At 53.4% G+C, this 17218-nt stretch carries 21 protein-coding genes; 10 read left to right on the top strand and 11 right to left on the bottom strand.

The window, feature by feature from the left end; all coding sequences use genetic code 11:
- Positions 1–134 precede the first annotated feature (134 nt).
- Complete coding sequence (locus tag AAFJ72_RS09075) at positions 135–1019, top strand: LysR family transcriptional regulator (protein ID WP_122904036.1); 885 nt, start codon at positions 135–137, stop codon at positions 1017–1019.
- Here the strand turns inward: AAFJ72_RS09075 and AAFJ72_RS09070 are convergent.
- Together AAFJ72_RS09070 and AAFJ72_RS09065 are read right to left on the bottom strand one after the other, a co-directional pair.
- Entirely contained in the window at positions 1016–1687 is a 672-nt protein-coding gene (locus AAFJ72_RS09070) for a phosphatase PAP2 family protein (RefSeq protein ID WP_432776833.1), read from the bottom strand. The two genes, AAFJ72_RS09075 and AAFJ72_RS09070, sit on opposite strands and share 4 nt — an antisense overlap.
- Positions 1677–2135, bottom strand: coding sequence for a YaiI/YqxD family protein (locus AAFJ72_RS09065; protein WP_122904034.1), 459 nt, complete (start codon positions 2133–2135; stop codon positions 1677–1679). The genes AAFJ72_RS09070 and AAFJ72_RS09065 overlap by 11 nt, the downstream gene beginning before the upstream one ends.
- An 83-nt stretch (positions 2136–2218) precedes the next feature.
- Here AAFJ72_RS09065 and AAFJ72_RS09060 point away from each other — a divergent pair, with 83 nt between their 5' ends.
- Positions 2219–2533, top strand: a complete 315-nt coding sequence (locus tag AAFJ72_RS09060) for a hypothetical protein (protein WP_122904033.1) — start codon at positions 2219–2221, stop codon at positions 2531–2533.
- A gap of 75 nt (positions 2534–2608) precedes the next feature.
- Here the strand turns inward: AAFJ72_RS09060 and AAFJ72_RS09055 are convergent, their stop codons facing one another.
- Positions 2609–3550, bottom strand: a complete 942-nt coding sequence (locus AAFJ72_RS09055) for a S8 family peptidase (RefSeq protein WP_432776832.1) — start codon at positions 3548–3550, stop codon at positions 2609–2611.
- A 193-nt stretch (positions 3551–3743) separates the two neighbouring features.
- Between AAFJ72_RS09055 and AAFJ72_RS09050 the strand changes: the two genes are divergently transcribed.
- On the top strand, positions 3744–3980 hold the full coding sequence (locus tag AAFJ72_RS09050; RefSeq protein ID WP_432776831.1) for a stage VI sporulation protein F: 237 nt from the start codon (positions 3744–3746) through the stop codon (positions 3978–3980).
- Between the two features lie 91 nt (positions 3981–4071).
- Here the strand turns inward: AAFJ72_RS09050 and AAFJ72_RS09045 are convergent, their stop codons facing one another.
- The 3 genes from AAFJ72_RS09045 to rnz form a co-directional block, all read right to left on the bottom strand.
- Entirely contained in the window at positions 4072–4161 is a 90-nt protein-coding gene (locus AAFJ72_RS09045) for a YjcZ family sporulation protein (RefSeq protein ID WP_122904030.1), read from the bottom strand.
- Between the two features lie 131 nt (positions 4162–4292).
- Positions 4293–4949, bottom strand: a complete 657-nt coding sequence (locus AAFJ72_RS09040) for a YczE/YyaS/YitT family protein (protein ID WP_432776830.1) — start codon at positions 4947–4949, stop codon at positions 4293–4295.
- 118 nt (positions 4950–5067) lie between these two features.
- A complete protein-coding gene (gene rnz, locus AAFJ72_RS09035; RefSeq protein WP_432776829.1) occupies positions 5068–6027 on the bottom strand; it encodes a ribonuclease Z in 960 nt (319 codons plus the stop codon).
- Positions 6028–6157: 130 nt separating this feature from the next.
- Between rnz and AAFJ72_RS09030 the strand changes: the two genes are divergently transcribed.
- The 3 genes from AAFJ72_RS09030 to AAFJ72_RS09020 are packed head-to-tail and all read left to right on the top strand — an operon-like array spanning position 6158 to position 8746.
- Positions 6158–7150 carry an ABC transporter substrate-binding protein gene (locus AAFJ72_RS09030; RefSeq protein ID WP_432776828.1) on the top strand — a complete coding sequence of 331 codons (993 nt, stop codon included), beginning with the start codon at positions 6158–6160 and terminating at the stop codon, positions 7148–7150.
- Positions 7151–7155: 5 nt separating this feature from the next.
- Complete coding sequence (locus AAFJ72_RS09025; RefSeq protein WP_432776827.1) at positions 7156–7959, top strand: ABC transporter ATP-binding protein; 804 nt, start codon at positions 7156–7158, stop codon at positions 7957–7959.
- Complete coding sequence (locus tag AAFJ72_RS09020) at positions 7940–8746, top strand: ABC transporter permease (RefSeq protein WP_432776826.1); 807 nt, start codon at positions 7940–7942, stop codon at positions 8744–8746. The genes AAFJ72_RS09025 and AAFJ72_RS09020 overlap by 20 nt, the downstream gene beginning before the upstream one ends.
- A 161-nt stretch (positions 8747–8907) precedes the next feature.
- On the opposite strand, the gene AAFJ72_RS09015 is transcribed toward AAFJ72_RS09020, so the two are convergent.
- Entirely contained in the window at positions 8908–9870 is a 963-nt protein-coding gene (locus tag AAFJ72_RS09015; RefSeq protein WP_432776825.1) for a tetratricopeptide repeat protein, read from the bottom strand.
- Between the two features lie 96 nt (positions 9871–9966).
- Positions 9967–10341 carry an ATPase gene (locus tag AAFJ72_RS09010; protein WP_122904024.1) on the bottom strand — a complete coding sequence of 125 codons (375 nt, stop codon included), beginning with the start codon at positions 10339–10341 and terminating at the stop codon, positions 9967–9969.
- A 174-nt stretch (positions 10342–10515) separates the two neighbouring features.
- Here AAFJ72_RS09010 and AAFJ72_RS09005 point away from each other — a divergent pair, with 174 nt between their 5' ends.
- A complete protein-coding gene (locus tag AAFJ72_RS09005; RefSeq protein ID WP_432776824.1) occupies positions 10516–10953 on the top strand; it encodes a DUF2621 domain-containing protein in 438 nt (145 codons plus the stop codon).
- A gap of 171 nt (positions 10954–11124) precedes the next feature.
- Complete coding sequence (locus AAFJ72_RS09000) at positions 11125–11370, top strand: hypothetical protein (RefSeq protein ID WP_432776823.1); 246 nt, start codon at positions 11125–11127, stop codon at positions 11368–11370.
- Positions 11371–11464: 94 nt separating this feature from the next.
- Here the strand turns inward: AAFJ72_RS09000 and AAFJ72_RS08995 are convergent, their stop codons facing one another.
- A complete protein-coding gene (locus AAFJ72_RS08995) occupies positions 11465–12073 on the bottom strand; it encodes a DUF502 domain-containing protein (protein WP_432776822.1) in 609 nt (202 codons plus the stop codon).
- Positions 12074–12169: 96 nt separating this feature from the next.
- Between AAFJ72_RS08995 and AAFJ72_RS08990 the strand changes: the two genes are divergently transcribed.
- Together AAFJ72_RS08990 and AAFJ72_RS08985 are read left to right on the top strand one after the other, a co-directional pair.
- Positions 12170–13015, top strand: coding sequence for a sulfurtransferase (locus AAFJ72_RS08990; protein ID WP_432776821.1), 846 nt, complete (start codon positions 12170–12172; stop codon positions 13013–13015).
- Positions 13012–13803: a DUF817 domain-containing protein gene (locus AAFJ72_RS08985; protein ID WP_432776820.1), complete on the top strand. Its 792-nt coding sequence runs from the start codon at positions 13012–13014 to the stop codon at positions 13801–13803. Before AAFJ72_RS08990 ends, AAFJ72_RS08985 begins: the two co-directional genes overlap by 4 nt.
- 97 nt (positions 13804–13900) lie before the next feature.
- Here AAFJ72_RS08985 and AAFJ72_RS08980 read toward each other — a convergent pair whose 3' ends face one another.
- Positions 13901–15838 (bottom strand): AraC family transcriptional regulator, encoded by a 1938-nt coding sequence (locus AAFJ72_RS08980; protein ID WP_432776819.1) that lies wholly within the window; start codon positions 15836–15838, stop codon positions 13901–13903.
- A gap of 339 nt (positions 15839–16177) precedes the next feature.
- A complete protein-coding gene (locus tag AAFJ72_RS08975) occupies positions 16178–17218 on the bottom strand; it encodes a hypothetical protein (protein ID WP_432776818.1) in 1041 nt (346 codons plus the stop codon).

The raw sequence follows: 17218 nt of genomic DNA, 5'->3' as shown, positions 1-17218 counted from the left end.
TTAATTCCCCTCGCTCTCCCGCTATCTCTCACAATTTGGGGGATACCCCCAGCTTAAAGAGCAAGGTATAATTTGGGAAACGAACGTTTTTGTATATAGTTATCAAATATTTAGATAAGAGGGAAACACACGCTATGGACTTTGAACAACTGCGCGCCTTCTACACGTTGGCACAGACAAAAAACTTCACCAAGGCTGCGGAAATGCTCCATCTTGTCCAGTCTACGGTGACGATGCGAATTAAGCAACTGGAAGAAAAAGTAGGGAAGCCGCTTTTCATCCGTGACAAGCGAAGTGTGGAAATTACCCAGGCGGGTTTGACGCTTCTGCCGTATGCCGAAAGAATCCTCAAGCTGTCCCAGGAGGCACTCAACGAAGTCGCTTCTTTGCAGCCTTATGAAGATTACTTGTCCATCGGCAGTCTGAACGCCATCTGGACCTCTACCCTCGAACCGATCTTGAAAGAATATCATTACCGTTATCCGCAAATTGCCATCAGCACCAAAACCGGGCATTCCTCTGCGGTTATCCAATATTTGCTCGACAACGTCATTCAGATCGGGATTGTGTATGTACCGCCTTCTTTGCCGAACTTCGAAGTCATCCCCACCTGGGATGACGAAATCGTCCTGGTCTGCTGTCCACAGAGCAGCATCGCCCAGGCGACTCACGTTGACTCGCGCGAGCTTCGCAACCTGCCGCTGATCTACATGAACTGGGGATCGCCCTTCAACGAATGGATCAGACAGACGCTGCCGCGCAACTACGTGCCCAAGCTGACCGTCGACAAGGCGGAACTGGCCATCGATCTGATTAAGGAGGGGCTGGGCGTCAGCCTGCTGACCCGCTCCACAGTCAAGGCGGAGCTGGCAGCCGGAACGCTCAAGGAACTGCCGATTACAGGCAACAAGCCTCCCAAACGATCGGCCTATATCGTCCTGCCGAAAGACAAAAAAAATAAACCCAGCGTGGAAAAATGGCTGAGTCTGATGAGTGAACTCGGTTATTCGACCAGCTAGGAAATCTGGCGCGTTTGCGGTATGGGGTCGACGATTGTCTCTCGTCTCCCCAGCCTTCTTTCATAGCCCCAGCGAACGAGAAAATACCAGCACATCGACAGGCAAAATCCCGTGAGCACGTCGCTCAAAAAATGCACTCCAAGGTAGATGCGGCTTGCTGCAAGCAATAGGCAGACGACGAGCGCAACAGGCTGCACATACGCCGCCCAGCTTCTCTCCTGATACCAGCGAGCGATGACGAGGGCGAGCATGAGGTAAAAGCACGGAGCGATCATGGCGTGGCCGCTTGGGAACGAAAACGACCCCGGCAGCTCCACCAGATTGATGCCAGCAGGTCGCGGACGGGCAAACATCAGCTTCAACAGCTCGTTTGCGACCTCGCTCACGCCCAATGCCAGCAGGATGACGACCGCTTCCAGTTTGTGCCCTTTGATGAAAAAGGCTGCGATCACAACGATGCCGAGCGGTGCGAGAATCGTTGCGTTGCCCAAAGTCGTGAGTAGCGAAAAAAAGCTCGTAGCGGCATCCGAGCGGAGTTCTGCCACAAACGCAAATGCCGCCTGATCCATCCCCGCTACCTGACCTGCTATGTACCGGCGCATCATCCAGGCACCGAGCACCGCAAAGACGATGCTGAAAACAAGCAATCCCCTGTTTTTATCCTTCATGCGTTTCTCCTCTCTCCAACAGCGAGCGCAGCGCAGCCGCAAAGCGTTGGTCATCTTCGCGCGTACGCGCCGCAGGTCCGCGCGTTCTTCCTCCGCCGCGGCGATAGCGGGCTTTTTCGTTTCGCTCTTCCAGATGAAAGGCAATCCGCTCCGGCTCAAAGACGAAACCGTGCGGCGTCAGCGGCTGTGCCTTTTTGCCTAATATGAGCGCGGCCAGCCCAATATCCTGCGTTACGACCACATCGCCCGGACGGGTTTCGTTGGCGAGCTTCATATCGACCGCCTGCGGCCCGGCATCTACCGTTACGTGATGTTCAGAGCCGATCTGATGATTGTAGCTGGCAAAGGTCTGGCAGAGCCACCCGTATTCCTTGCACAGCTCCTGCGCGATGGCCAGCGCCTGGCGTGGGCAGGCATCGGCATCAATGAGGACACGTCCTTTTTGCATTTGCCACTTCCTTTCGTGCGCTTTTCTCTCCCCGCACTGCTCCATTTTTGGTATGATGGAACAGGAGAGGAGTGAGTTCACCTTTGCGCAATTACTTTGTTTACGATGAACGATTGGGCATTCGCCTTCCTGCATTGGATATGCCGTGGGAGGCGTATTCACATACGGAACGAGCCGACATTTTGATGGAATGGGAAGAAATTCGCGCGACCATCCCGGATCAGATCCAACGGGTGGAAGCCGTCATCATCGAAAAAACAAAACAGATGGCCGAAGAGGAAAATTTCGCGCGTTCTTGTGAACTGAACAGCGAGATTCATGAACTGGCGAGCATCATTAATGATCTTAATATATGGTTTCGCGTCCAGCAAGACCATGACACCAAAGCGCATCAATAATCGTTGCGATGAAGCGCGTACGAAAAAAGCTCCGCGGCTGCCACGCTGCCACGGAGCTTTCTTCGTACGCGCTGACTATTTCTTTTTGTTCCGCTTGCGCCCGATTTCCAGCGCCATCAGACCGGAGACGTGCGGAGCAGCCATCGAGGTGCCGTTCAGCTTTTTAAACTGATTCCCGGGCCAGGTCGATAAAATTTCCACGCCAGGCGCCTTCATGTCTGCCCCTTTGCCGCGTGCGCTAAAAGACGCCAGTCTGCCAGACTGATCGATGGCGCTTACCCCCATGACGTTTTTATACCTGGCCGGATACTCAACCGCTCCCCCGCTGTTTCCTGCCGAAGCGACCATGACGATGCCGCGCTCGTGCGCCTTTTCCACCGCGCGCGCCAACGCCTCGCTGTACGCTGGCATGCCAAAGCTCATATTGATCACATCCATTTGATTGGCAATTGACCATTGCAAAGCCTGCAAAATCGTCGACAGCGATGCTTTGCCTTCGTGGTCAAAGGCGCGGACATCGTACAAATCGGCCTCGGGAGACACACCGACAATCCCGCGCTGGTTCATCTCCGCCACGATGATCCCGGCCACATGCGTGCCGTGCCCGTTTTGCTTGCCGCGCACAAAATGGACGCCCCCTTTGATGCGACCCTGCAATTCAAAATGATCGCGGGAGATTCCCGTGTCAATGACAGCGACCTTCACGCCCTCTCCCTTGCCTTTTCGCCACAGCCGTTCGGCTCCAACATAACGAACGCCCCACGGGATTTCCTCTTCGCCCTCTGGCATTGCCTCTGTCTTTGCGTGTACGCTTACCGTCACATTCTCCTCGACCATCGCCTGATACCTGCGAAAATGCTCGCAGAACTGCTCATATATGTTGTCCTTGATGCACAGGCATGACCATTCATCGTAGCATCGCCAAGGCAGTCTTTCCGTTTTGGTCGTCACTTTTTTCTGCAAATCGCTCAGGATCTCGCGAAGCGGCATCCCCCGCTGAAAGCTGATGATTTTCAACCCATTAGCCTCCTGTCATGCATGGCGTTGCCACATCCTATGTCACATCAGCCTGTGTCTGCGTGGGCATTTGCACAGTGTCCGGCAAAATAGGCGAGTAGCCCGGTCGATCTGTCCAACCGAACAGGAGGCTTCTCCCATATATTTGCAAAGTGCAGACGCAAATGATATTCGTTAGAGGAGTGAATGCTGTATGGCAGCAAAAGGCAAGAAACCAAGCGACCTTCTGAAAAAAATCAACAAAAAGAGCAAGAAAAAGTGGAAAATGGACGATATTAAGTCACTGGCAAAGGGGCTTACGAAAAAAGATTTGAAGGATGACAAAAAGCTTGGCGACCTGATTAAAAAGATCAGCAAGGCTGTAGGGGTCAAACTGTCCGACAAGCAGATCTCAAGCGTCAAAAAGCAGGTTCATGAAAAGCTCGGCTGACTCAGCCGATCCATCATCTACAGCAAAAAGGGAGAGCCGCTACGCTCTCCCTCTTGCTATTGCCAACCTGTACAGACGACTTGTTACCAGATTAGTCGCAAGCGCAACCAACGATTGTCAGCAATACGAACAACACCAAAATCAAAGCAAAATCGTCGAATCCTCCGTTGAACAGACTCATACGCTTTCCCTCCTTTGTCAGCAACTAATCATAATGTATGTGCGAATAGCCAAACGTGATTGGACGTCCGCCCATACCGTGCCCATTTCTTGCTGCACGTGTAGTTGCTGTGAGAAAAACCGGCATCCGCTTCAACTCGCCCGACGCTCGATCGGCTCCAGCAAGCCGTACTGCTTTTTCATAACAGATTGCCAAAATGGAATCGTCCTCTGGATCATCGGCCCTGTCAGCAAGGCAATCAGCACTGTCCCGATGGAGACGGGTCCGCCCAATGCTGCACCTGCAATCAAGACCGTCACTTCAATAATCAACCGAACCTTCTGAATGCTCCAGCCCAGCCGCTCATTCATCGCCAGCATGAAGCTGTCGCGCGGTCCGGCCCCCAGGCGCGGCGACAAATACATCCCGATCCCGATATTCATTACCACAAGGCCCAGCAAAAACATCGCCATTCGCGACCAGAGGGATGCCAGTTCCGGCACGACATCAAGCCACAGAATGAAATCGAGAAAGCTCCCGAAACAGACCATGTTCAAAAACATGCCAAAGGTCGGCTTGATTTTGGCGATCAGGTAGGAGGAGAAAATGACAGCCAAACCGACGATCTGCGACCACATACCAATGGTTAATCCAAACGTTTTTTGCAAGCCGATGTGGAACGTATCCCACGGCGCCACGCCAAGGTTTGCCTTGATCGCGAGCACACAGCCCAACGCCCCGATAAACAGCCCCAGGACAAACATGGCGTAGCGAATGACAATCGACCTGCTGATCCGTCTACCGGACACTGCCTTTCACCTTTCCTCTCCGTTGCGCTCTCTTTTTCCCGATGAATATGCCACTCCGGCCCGAACGCATCCGATGGCTGCACGAGCCGGAAGTCATCATTTTTACATGATAACAGGATTACCCGGTTTCTCCCACCGTTTTTCGCACTCGTTTTACCTCGACACTCCCCAAATCCTCTGCGAGCTGCGTCGCCGGAAATATCGCCTGCGCTTCGGCCAGCAGGTCGGCCATGGAAAAATCGCCATCCTCATCTTCATAGCGCGGGCTGAAGTGCGTCAGACAAAGGGCTTTCACCCCTGCCCGCTTGGCCAGCTCGGCAGCCTCTTTCGCCGTAGAATGCCCGCTGCGTGCAGCAAGCTCCTTGTCATGATCGGCGTATGTCGCCTCATGCACCAACAGATCGGCTCCTGCTGCCAGCTCCTCGACACTTTGGCACGGCTCCGTATCGCCGCTGAAGACTATTTTGCGGCCTGGCTGCGGCGCGCCGACAAACTGTTTACCATCCAGCACGCGCCCGTCAGGCAGCGTAACTTGCTCTCCCCGCTTCAACGCGCCAAACAGCGGCCCCGCCGGCACCCCCGCTTCTTTCGCCCGCTCGACCAGAAACGCTCCCGGCTTGTCTTTTTCCACGACGCTGTAGGCGAACGATGGCACCCGATGCTTCGCCTTGCGACAGGTGACGATCACTTCCTCGTCTTCGTACACAACGCCTTCGCTGACAATGTGCAACTCCAGCGGGTATTGCAAATGTACCGGGCTGACATCCATGATCGCGCGAAAATACCGATCCAGCCCCGGCGGACCGTACAAGGCAAGTGGCGATGCTTCCCCGTTGCGCAGCGATCGGGAGGCAAGCAAGCCGATCAGACCGTACAGGTGATCGCCGTGCAAATGCGTAATGAAAATTTTTTCCAGCTGACTGATTTTCATCGGAGAGCGCAGCAGCTGATGCTGTGTGCCTTCCCCGCAGTCAAACAGCCACCATTTTCCTGCCTGCAAAAAACGAAGCCCAATTCCGCTCACATTGCGGCGGGTAGTGGGCGCTCCTGAACCCGTACCTAAAAATGTCACGATCACGACGATTGCACCTCTCCTTTGACGGAGTATCCCGCAAGCGTGCCTGTCACGGTCTGTAGGCATTCACCCTTTTTTGTCCGGGCGCATAACTTACAACAAACAACAGCCTAGCAAGGAGGGACACCCGATAATGAAACGATATGTAGCGCTGGGGCTGGCTGCGTGTCTCGTTCTGATAGCCGCTTTGACCGGCTGCTCCAGCACTTCTGAAAAAATAACAATTGGCGAAGTAACCCGCTCCCTTTTTTACGCTCCCCAATACGTTGCACTGGAAAAGGGATTTTTCAAGGAAGAAGGCCTGGACGTGGAACTGTCCACCATTCCAGGCGGTGACAAGGTGATGTCCGCTCTCTTGTCCGGCGGGATCGAAGTCGCTCTGGTCGGTTCGGAAACGAGCATTTACGTCTCCCAGCAAGGGGCGGCAGACGTCGTCGTCAACTTCGCGCAGCTGACGCAGACAGACGGTACTTTCCTCGTCGCGCGCAACCAAACAGACCATTTTTCTTTTGACCAGTTAAAAGGCAGTGTCTTCCTTGGCCAGCGCAAGGGCGGCATGCCGCAAATGGTCGGCGAATACGTGCTGAAAAAGCACCAGATCAATCCGCAAAGCGATCTGGAACTGATCCAGAATATCGAGTTTAAAAACATTGCCTCTTCCTTTGCTTCCGGAACCGGAGAATATGTACAGCTGTTCGAGCCGGAAGCGTCCCGCTTTGAACAGGAAGGGATCGGCCATGTCGTCGCCTCCTTCGGCAAGGAAAGCGGCACCGTCCCTTACACGGTCTACATGACGAAGCAAAGCTATATCGACAGCAATGCTTCGACTATCCAAAAGTTTACCAATGCGGTCTACAAAGGGCAACAGTGGGTTGCCAGCCACAGCGCCAGGGAAACGGCTGAAGTCATCGGCAAATACTTCGAACAGATCGACCCGCAAATTTTGGAGAACGCGATCCAGCGCTATCTGGAGCAAGGCTCCTTCGCCACCGATCCGGTGTTGGATGAAGAGGAATGGAACCGGCTGCAGGAAATCATGGATGCGGCTGGTGAGTTGAAGCAACGGGCGGATTACACCAGGCTGGTCAATACCACCTTTGCCAAACAAGCCAAGGAAGGGAAATAATCGCCATGAACCAGATTCCTTCTACGCAGGCCAAGATTGAACTTTCCCACGTAACCCATCTCTACTTATCCACGACCAGGGCGTTCATGGCGGTCCGGGACATCAACCTGCGCGTGGAGGAAGGCGAGTTCATCTGTCTGGTTGGCCCTAGTGGTTGTGGCAAAACGACACTGCTCTCCCTCATCGCAGGACTGGAGACACCCACCGCGGGAAAAGTGCTCATTGACGGAAAACCTGTCCGCGGAACGTCCCGGCAGGTTGGCTACATGCTCCAGCAGGACTATTTGTTCAACTGGCGCTCGATTGAAGACAACGTTTTTCTCGGCCTCGACATCCAGGGAATCCGCACCAGGGAGACGGAGCAATACGCCTTGCATCTGCTCGATGAAATGGAGCTGGCCGACGTGCGCAAAGCTTCTCCCCAGCAGTTGTCCGGCGGAATGAGACAGCGGGTCGCTCTCGTCCGCACCCTTGCCTGTCAACCGGAAGTGCTGCTGCTCGATGAACCGTTCTCCGCCCTGGACTATCAGACGAAGCTGAAGCTGGAAGACCTGGTCTTTTCCACATTGCGCAAGCACAAAAAAACCGCCATCTTGGTCACACACGACCTGTCCGAATCGATTGCCATGGGCGATCGCATTTACATCTTTTCCCGCAATCCGGGGCGAATCAGCTGCGAACTGGTCGTTCCTGCCGCCATTCGCGAATCCCTGCCATTTCACGCCCGCAACCAGGAGGGCTTCCAGGATTTGTTCCACCGTGTCTGGAAGGAGATGGAGGTGGTATCTGGTGCAGCCAAAGGAAATTGAAGCCATCCACCGCGACTACTTGAAGCAGGAGGCGAAAAGCCGCTACTGGGTGTTTTCCACACAATGCCTGTTGTTTCTCGTCTTCCTTGGCTTGTGGGAGCTGCTTGCCCGCACGAACACAATCAATGCGCTCATCTTCAGCTACCCCTCCAAAATCTGGGCGCAATTCTGGTCGCAACTCGTGGACGGCAGCCTGCTTCCCCACGTAGGCATGACGGTGTGGGAAACGATCGTCGGCTTTCTGTTGGGCACGCTGCTCGGAGCGGTCATCGCGACGGTGATCTGGTGGTCGCCGTTTCTCTCCCGCGTGCTGGAACCTTATCTCGTCATTGCCAACAGCATGCCCAAGGTCGCGCTTGGCCCGGTCTTCATCGTCGGCTTCGGACCGGGACTGATGTCCGTCATCGCCATGGGTTGCGCGATCTCGGTTATCATCACCACGATCAACGTTTACTCCGGCTTTCGCGAGGTCAACCAAAACTACGTCAAGGTCGTCCAGACGCTCGGCGGCAACAAACGGCAAATTTTCCGCCTCGTCATTCTCCCGGCGACAATTCCGACCTTGCTTGCCACGTTGAAGGTAAATGTCGGCCTTTCCTGGGTAGGCGTTATCGTCGGCGAGTTTCTCGTTTCCCAGCAAGGATTGGGCTACCTGATTATTTACGGATTCCAAGTGTTTAATTTTACCATGGTCATGATGAGCCTCGCCATCATCGCGGTCGTCGCCACGCTGATGTACCAGGGCGTCGCATTATTGGAGCGGCGGCTCACCAGCCAGTTTAAATAGATGGATGCACCAAACAGCGCGATCATCATCCGGGGATGGTCGCGCTGTTTGGCTGCGGCACATGTCCCGCCAAGCCCGCGCAACTGCCGCCTGCCGTTTTCCCAACTGAAATAGAAAAGCGCCCGACAGCCACGTGTCGGACGCTATTGACGCATTTTCGGCTACTTCCAAAACTTCCACCAGCTCTTTTTCGCCGCCTGATCGCCAGACTGGTTTTCCGTTTCCACTTTTTGCTGCGCCGCCGCTTCCACTTCCTGCGCACCGGGCACTCGGGCAAGGAAGTGATCGACCATCGGCTTGTAGTTGTCCGGCAGATGCTCCTGCATGGTGCGCAGGATGGCAATCGCCTTTTCCTTCTGGTCGGTAGCGAGCAAAGCATTGGCGTAGTTGAAGCCGGCATACGGGTATTGAAATTCCGGCGTCCAATACTTCTCACAAATCTGAATCAGCTGATACACATAGCCTGCCTGTCCCAGCTCGCCCGTTACCGTCATAACCACTTCAAAACGGTCTTTGGCCCCCTCGATGGCAACCGTGTACCATTTCATGGCGTTCAAAAGATCGTTCTCGGTCAAGGCGAGGCGGGCAAGATGAAGCTGCGGTCTCCAGGCTCCTTCCTTGACACTGAGCGCTTCCAGACGGGACCGCAGCTCTTCCCGCTTGCCGGTCTGCAAAAAGGTCTCGACGTACATGTTCAGGCCGTTTTCCTGATTCGGGTCTTTGTGCAGGCCGGTCGTCAAGATTTCGAACGCTTTGTCCTGTTCACCTTCGTACGCGTAAATCTTGGCCAGATTCGTGCAGGCCGTCCCCGATGAAGGGAAGCGCTCCAGGCAATCGGTCAGGATCTTTTTCGCCTGCTCAAATTCTCTCGCCTGCATGTGTACGACCGCGCGAAAAATAAGGGCAGACTCAATGGGCCCGTACAGCTCAAGCAGCCTGTCCGCCGCAATGGCCGCCTGCTCATGAAATTGATCCTTCACCAATCCCATCGCAAAGTCACGAAGCTTTTCTTTTTGGTCCCAATACAGATCCAGCGTGTGCGGAATCACTTTTTTCTGGTAATCCTCCCGGGGCATCTCGATGGTTTGACCAAATTCATTGGTAAATGTCACAAATTCAGACATGAAATAGCCTCGCTTTCATTTCCTTCACAATAGTATCAAGGGACAAGCCCCTCCTGCAAAGAAGAACGATTTTCCCAACAGGAAAACCGCAGATGGTTATATCCAGGCTTTCAAATTTACTTTACGGATAAATTCTTCCACTGATTCCTTCGCTGGTTCGTCATTTGCCTCTTCTGCATCTGACATGCCCATCAGTTGCCTGAAGAGAGCCTCGTTGCGCGTCGCCAAGGCGTAATCAAGCATCGCTTCCTGCGAGACACGCTGTGCTTCCTCCTCCAGCAGTTTTTCTTCCAAGGCGATGTCTGCTTCTACCACTGGAATGTGCTTATCTATTTTGGGTATGCGAATGACCCATGCAAACGCACTGTCCGGGTTGCGGTCGCGTGCGATCAAATACCCGTATTCGCCTATCGGCAAGCCTTGCTCGAAGGAGTCGGCAACAATGACGACGCGTTGTCCAAGTTTGAACATGAGCGTCCACTCCCAATCAAGATTAATTCTAATCATACTAAATTGTATATGTACTTGGGAAGAGAAAACCAACAGGATAGGCAAAAGCACAAAAAGTTTGTTGCCCGGCTGAAAATAAGGTACACTTTACCTGTATGGGCATTTTTATGGATTACGGTTATGAGGTGTACGCACATGAATGAAATGTCTACAGGGTTTTCCCTGTTTATCGTCGGATGGTCGTTTGTGCTTGTCGGGGTGATGGGGATCGGCGGATACTTCATGTTTCGCAAATTCCTCAAGTCCATGCCGAAACAGGACGGGAAGTCCGAACTCGACTGGCAGGACTACTACATCGAGCAGACACGGGCACTGTGGACAGAAGAAGGTCTGACCTTGCTCAACGAGCTGGTGGAGCCTGTGCCGCAGCTGTTTCGCGATGTGGCAAGACGCTCGATTGCAGCGAAAATCGGCCAGCTGGCCCTGGAAGAGAAAGCGGATGCGATTACAACCGAGCTGATTGTCAAAGGATACATCGTCGCAACTCCCAAGCGCGACCACAAATGGCTCATCGCCCATTTGCAGTCCAAGCAAATTGACTATACCCCTTACGAAAAATATTTGAACGCGTAAAAATAACAGAGCACTGCACTCTCGCCCAACGGCTTTTTCTGCCTGAAACTTCCCGTCTGGCTGTCCGTAACAATACTTGTACGGATCACCGGCCTGCACATGCACAAAAGCGCGTTGCCGGACAAAACTCGCTTTCACGACAAACAAGCTGGACAAAAGGAGTAGATGCAGATGTCCGTCATTCTGACGATTTTGGGGATCGGGTTTGTGCTGTTTATTCTCGCCGTCATCCTTGTCGTCGCTTTACTGAAAAAAGGCGTGCGGTTTTTCCGGAAAATGGGCGGGCACGGCTACCGCAAGTACAGCAGCAGCGATTATCGCCATCGCGGCTCGCTGTGGAGTCATGGTCACAAAACGCATGGCCATCACTACTATCGTCACAAGCATTCCAGCCACAGCGGTTTTTTCAGCAGTTAACCTGTAAAAAAGCAGCAGGGCAGCTTCCCGGTTGTACAGCCGGAAGCTGCCCTGCTTTTTGTCTATTTGACACAAAATTAGAGAAAAAGCTGTCTCATGCCTGGATGCCCGATTCGGTTTCCGCTTTGGCGGCCGCTTTTTTGCCCGATACCCCGCCCGAAACGAGAAACGCCATCACCTCGGCACTGTCCATGTCGAGCAGCTGCACCTGTTCGCTTGGAAAAAGCAGCAGATTGCCTGCAAAGTTGTACGACTGCGGCAAGTAAACAGCGACATGGTCGGCAAGCCCGTATGTATCCATGCTTTCTTTTGTAATGAAGCCGATGACTTTGGCGCCCGAGTCCTTGGACAGCGTCACCAGAACAGGCTTGTCGAAGCTTTTTTTGTCCCCGACAAACGCCCCGATCAAGTCTTTGATCGAAGTATAGATCAGCTTGATGAACGGCACTTTTTCAAAAATGCTGTCCACGATCGCCAGCAAACCGCGCGTCAGCACGTTGGAAGCCAAAAACCCGACAACAGTAATCCCCACAATCGTAATCAGCACGCCAACTCCGGGAAAATGGAGATGGAACCGGTTGCTGGCCAGATTGTAAAACCAGCTGTCCACCGTCGTAAAAATCGTATATAGGATGTAAATCGTCACCGCCAATGGAATCACATACAGCAAGCCTTCCAAAAAGTATCGAATTACACGCTTCATCCTGTTGCTCCTCTCTTCCGCCACTTTTTAGAAATATTGTATCTCATCCGTTCATCTTCTGCTATGATGAAGAAAAATCAGAAAGCAGGGGAAACGATGCAAGCACTTGTCACACCACAATGGCTCCACGATCATCTGCACGACGAACGGATCGTCATCGCCGATTGCCGCTTTGCACTGTCCGCTTCTGAACAGGGAGCGCAAGAATACGAAGTCGATCATATTCCAGGTGCGCTCTACTTTCATCTGAATCGCGACCTGTCCGGTCCGAAGGGCGAACACGGCGGACGCCATCCCCTCCCGGATATTGACACGCTCGCAGCGCTTTTTTCACGGGCGGGAATCGACGAACACACGACGGTAATCGCCTACGACGACCAGGAAATGTCGATGGCTGGACGTCTCTGGTGGCTACTGCGCTACCTTGGGCACGACCGCGTGGCCGTACTGGATGGCGGATACGCCGCCTGGAAAAAGGCGGGCTACGAGGTGACTGCTGACGTGCCGACACCGCAGGCGCGCACGTTTGTCCCGCGCCCGCGCCCGGAGATGCTGGTCGGCATCGAGGACGTGCAAAAACGCAAGCCAGATACCGTGCTGCTCGATTCGCGGGCAGGCGAGCGCTATCGCGGCGAGCAGGAGCCGCTCGATCCGAAAGCCGGACACATTCCTGGGGCCCGTCACTTCTTTTATAAAGACAACCTGGCTACGGACATGACCATGCTTCCGCCAGAGCAGCTCAAAGCCCGCATCGCCGACTTCGCGGACCGGGAAATTATCGTCTATTGCGGCTCGGGAGTCACGGCCTGCACCAACTTGCTCGCCTTGCACCAGGCTGGACGGGCTGACGCCAAGCTGTACGCAGGAAGCTGGAGCGACTGGTGCTCCTACGATCTGCCTGTCGCCAAAGGCCCGAATCCTTCCGACAAAATCGAACAATGATCCGCTTCATTCGCCTCTTGCTGTACTTCGGGTACCAGGAGGCCATGTCTTGCCTGTTTCCCGTTTTCATTTTCGCTGCGCTCGCGGTATCCAAATTCGTCGCGATCCCTGGCCTGCCCAGATACGACCTGCTGCTATTGCTTTGTTTGGCTTTTCAGGTGTTCATGGTGAAAAGCGGACTGGAGTCGCGGGACGAGTTGAAGGTAATTACGGTCTTTCACCTGATCGGACTGTGCCTGGAAATATTCAAGGTGCACATGGGCTCCTGGGGCTACCCCGAGGACGGGTACAGCAAGGTGTTTGGCGTCCCGCTTTACAGCGGCTTTATGTACGCGAGTGTCGCCAGCTATTTGTGTCAGGCGTGGCGTCGCCTGGATGTCCGTCTGGCTGGCTGGCCGAAGCCGATCTGGGTGACTTCGCTCGGTGCGGCGATCTATCTCAATTTTTTCACCCATCACTTCTTCTGGGACCTGCGTTGGGTGCTGATGGTGCTCATGTTCGTCGTGTTCTGGCGCTCAAAAGTGTACTTTCGCGTCACCCACGAGCGCTTTTCCATGCCGATCCCGCTTTGCTACTTCTTGATCGGCTTTTTCATCTGGATTGCAGAAAATATCGCCACGTTTTTCGGGGCCTGGGCCTATCCGAACCAGCGCTCCGGGTGGGAACTGGTGCACTTCGGCAAAATCAGCTCGTGGTTTTTGCTCGTCATCGTCAGCTTCATCATCGTTGCGGAGTTGAAGCATGTGAAAGCAAGACGGACAGGCGGCAAGCCGGTTGAACCAAATTAAACGCGTGTACAGGTATATACAAGGCAAAAAGGCAACGATAGCTTCGTTGCCTTTTTGCTGCTTCCAGACCGTAAAAAACCGTCGCCCGCATGCTGCATTATTTCAACACATTGTCCAGCACATCCTCGATCATCTGGCGGTTGGCGATCACGCCTGTGTACAGCCAGCTGGAATCGGTCGTAAAATCGAAGACTTGTCCGTTTTTCACCGCAGGAATATTCGCCCAGACTGGCTCTTTCAACAGCTCGTCCTTGGACACGCCTTTGCTGTTGACGACAAACAGGTAGTCGGCGTCGAGCTCCGCCAGCTTTTCCAGAGACACGGCGTTCCAGTTGGCTTCGCCCGACTTGGAAATTTCTTCAACGACGCCAGGCACCTTGAACCCAAGGTCTTTGTACAGAACGTCTCCGCTGGACAAATCCTTCCGCGCCATGTAGACGGCTTTCGCTGTTACCCACAGGGCCGCTGCCGATTTTTCGCCAATGCCCTGTTTCAGCTTTTCTTTGCTCTCGGCCACGTATGCATCGTAATCAGCCAGTACCTTTTTCGCTTCCTCGCTCTTGTTCAGGACTTCCCCCACGATCAGAAGCTCTTTGCGCCAGTCGCTGTTCTTTTCTTTGCCAATCGTATACGTCGGCGATATTTTGGCGTACTGGCTGTATTTGTCCCCCGCTACCATTTCCGCATTGTCCATGATAATCAAGTCGGGATTGTAGCTCATTACGACTTCGGGCGGCAAGTCGTACGGAATCGCCGGGATTCCTGCCAGATCTTTTTGCAGATAGTCCTGGACGTCGCCATCTCCGATCGACCACTGTGCGACCGGCTTCACGCCCAACGCCACCAGATGGTCTTCCAGATAGGAAGCGATAATGCGCTGTGGCTGAGCGGGTACCGTGACTTTGTTGCCCAACCCGTCTGTCAGTTCGCGCTGGGCAGTTCCGGTCTGCTCCTGTACGCTCTCTCCGGCTTGTGGTGTCGGACTTGCCGTGCCAGAACACGCGCTCACGAGCAATGCGAGACTGACCATGAAGAGAGTTGCCATGTGGCGCGTTGATTTTTTGTTCATGCGAACGATCCCCCCAAAGCTTCGTTGATAACGATTATCGTTAACACTATAGCTTCCACGTTTCTCGTCCACAATAGACAATCCGGACTTTCCATATGGACGATCCGGAACTGCGGGAGCCGTCAGGGCCTGCCCGGAAAAGGCGCTCGGCGTCATGCCTGTATGCTTTTTGAACAGCCGACTGAAGTAAAGCACATCCTGGTACCCGACAAAGGCCGCTATTTCCTGCATCGTCGCATCTGTCCCGGCAAGCAGTTCCTTCGCTTTTTCCATTCGCAGCGAGATGACGTAATCAATCGGACTGTGGCCGGTTTCTTCCTTGACCAGTCGGGTCAAGTAGCGGGCACTGTAGCAAAAATGCTCGGCGAGGCTCTCCAGAGAAATCCTCGTTCGGTAATGCTCCTCAAGGAACCGGACGACCCGCCTGGCGAGCGGCTCCTGTTCCTGCTGGAACCCGTGCCGCATGAGCTGCTGCATGACTTCGTGGACAAATTGCAAAAACGTGCCCTTTGCCCGCAACCGTTCCTGTGCCTCCCATTCGCGGGCCATTGCTACGACCAGATCGTACAATCCGGTCGGCTCAAGCGGCACAAGCGCATAAGGAAGCTGAAACAACGCCTGGCTCCCCCCGTTTTGCAAGGTGCGGTCCGCGGGGCTCGGCAGCATTGTTTTTGCCTTGTACAAGATCAAATAAAACACAAATCGCTCATCGGTCAGCTTCACGTCGAGCACCATGCCTTTGCCACCGTGAAGGAGCAAGAAGCGGTCTGCCGCATATTCGCGCCCATTCAGCCGCACCGTGGCCCGTCCTTTGCACGCGTAAAAAAAGCTGGAGGCCGGAAGCCGGTAGCTGTTCCACGACGCTTGCGACTGCAACACAAAGTGCCGAACGTCGATCACCTGTACAGCCGCGTTCGTCCACTGTGCCAACAAGTCATCGATGTTCTTTTTTTCTTTTTCCTTCACCCGAGCACACCTGCCTGTTTTTGCCTGAGAAGCGTTAATTGGTTTTCGTTATTTGAGAATGATTTTCAGCAAAAATATATCGGTATTATAAGAGAATTTGGGGAACAGATCAACCTGCGGAAAACTCCTGTTTGGGGGGGAGCGTGTTAAAGATCAGCCTTAAATCCGGTATGTATTTTCTCAAAGCTCTCTATGGACATTGCCATCTGGTAGATACTGCTCATAGCTGAAGTTCTCATGTCTACGTAAAAACACGAGAAAAGCCCCCCTTTTCTTCGAATTGCATGCCCAGCATTAGTTTTCGGTAAAAAAAGGGGGGGTGGAATTATTTTACCTTCGTCATACTTGCAAGGAGACGATCTCCCGGATCATCTCTCTGTCTAACGTATCCAAATGCGCTAATTGGTTACGAGCCTCATATAGCATGTGAAAGCAACGCTCATCATCTGAACTCAAAAAGCCATTCGCTTTAAAGTAAAAATACCACATGTGGCGCAGCTCCATGTCTTCCGGTGACTGGAGTAACTTTTCAAAATTGTCCCGTTGCGGCAACACGCCCTGCAACGCGCTACGGTAGCGTTCAATGAAGCGGCGCCGCATTTCTTCTATGATTGGAAACACAAGATGAATCTGCGCCTCCCAAATAATAGAAGTCACTTTTTGCGGATTCTCCACAAGATTTCTCGCTGTCCCATAACGGTCGGCGAGTTTCCGCAGTAAACCAAAGGCATCATCCACCGTCTCCTCAACCGCCAACATGCTGCAAAGTTCCGGATCGGTGTCAGCCATTCTTGAGGCAAGCTGCGTGATATAGTTACGTATCCCTAAGGTAAGCCCAGGTTTTTCCGCAATGCAATACGAGGCAAACAGTTGCATATCATAATGTGCTACATATTCGCCCCACTGCAACAGCTTCATCCCTTTACGGGCGGTAGCCAGCGGACGAGCGGCACTGTACGTCAGAATAAGCAGACCATTTTGCTGCGAACTGAACTTGGCATACTCAATTGCGCAATCAATCCATTCTGTTCGGCGATTCGTTTCTCGTACAATAAGTACCCGACCTGAAAGCAGATTGTTTTTTGCCATATATTCAGGCCGGGTGCCATCCATAGGATGATACTCAACTTGATGGGCGTAATCATTCATTAACGCCTCACCTACATCCAGATCACGCGCCCATTCATCCGCCTGCATTTGTTCGATTTGCTGGCTACTGTCTCTTTGCAGCAGTCTTTCTTTGAGCAGATGAAAAAAGTCCTCCTTGTAAGGCGGCTCCTCAATCAACAGGACCCGATAGTCACTGGTGGCTGCCACGGTATCCTGGAGATACCGTGCAGCACCAGACATATAGTTCCACCAGAGCGAAGGTTTTTCCAT

The organism is Brevibacillus gelatini (assembly GCF_050920745.1).
Classification (GTDB): domain Bacteria; phylum Bacillota; class Bacilli; order Brevibacillales; family Brevibacillaceae; genus Brevibacillus; species Brevibacillus gelatini.
Note: the sequence above shows the minus strand (reverse complement) of the source record. Positions and strands in the feature narration are given on the sequence as shown.

Bases quoted from the DNA above. Each gene is read 5' to 3' on its own strand.
- AAFJ72_RS09075 (WP_122904036.1), top strand. From the start codon at position 135: ATGGACTTTGAACAACTGCGCGCCTTCTACACGTTGGCACAGACAAAA.
- AAFJ72_RS09070 (WP_432776833.1), bottom strand. From the start codon at position 1,687: ATGAAGGATAAAAACAGGGGATTGCTTGTTTTCAGCATCGTCTTTGCG.
- AAFJ72_RS09065 (WP_122904034.1), bottom strand. From the start codon at position 2,135: ATGCAAAAAGGACGTGTCCTCATTGATGCCGATGCCTGCCCACGCCAG.
- AAFJ72_RS09050 (WP_432776831.1), top strand. From the start codon at position 3,744: ATGGCAGCAAAAGGCAAGAAACCAAGCGACCTTCTGAAAAAAATCAAC.
- AAFJ72_RS09045 (WP_122904030.1), bottom strand. From the start codon at position 4,161: ATGAGTCTGTTCAACGGAGGATTCGACGATTTTGCTTTGATTTTGGTG.
- AAFJ72_RS09030 (WP_432776828.1), top strand. From the start codon at position 6,158: ATGAAACGATATGTAGCGCTGGGGCTGGCTGCGTGTCTCGTTCTGATA.
- AAFJ72_RS09025 (WP_432776827.1), top strand. From the start codon at position 7,156: ATGAACCAGATTCCTTCTACGCAGGCCAAGATTGAACTTTCCCACGTA.
- AAFJ72_RS09015 (WP_432776825.1), bottom strand. From the start codon at position 9,870: ATGTCTGAATTTGTGACATTTACCAATGAATTTGGTCAAACCATCGAG.
- AAFJ72_RS09010 (WP_122904024.1), bottom strand. From the start codon at position 10,341: ATGTTCAAACTTGGACAACGCGTCGTCATTGTTGCCGACTCCTTCGAG.
- AAFJ72_RS09005 (WP_432776824.1), top strand. From the start codon at position 10,516: ATGAATGAAATGTCTACAGGGTTTTCCCTGTTTATCGTCGGATGGTCG.
- AAFJ72_RS09000 (WP_432776823.1), top strand. From the start codon at position 11,125: ATGTCCGTCATTCTGACGATTTTGGGGATCGGGTTTGTGCTGTTTATT.
- AAFJ72_RS08995 (WP_432776822.1), bottom strand. From the start codon at position 12,073: ATGAAGCGTGTAATTCGATACTTTTTGGAAGGCTTGCTGTATGTGATT.
- AAFJ72_RS08990 (WP_432776821.1), top strand. From the start codon at position 12,170: ATGCAAGCACTTGTCACACCACAATGGCTCCACGATCATCTGCACGAC.
- AAFJ72_RS08985 (WP_432776820.1), top strand. From the start codon at position 13,012: ATGATCCGCTTCATTCGCCTCTTGCTGTACTTCGGGTACCAGGAGGCC.
- AAFJ72_RS08975 (WP_432776818.1), bottom strand. From the start codon at position 17,218: ATGGAAAAACCTTCGCTCTGGTGGAACTATATGTCTGGTGCTGCACGG.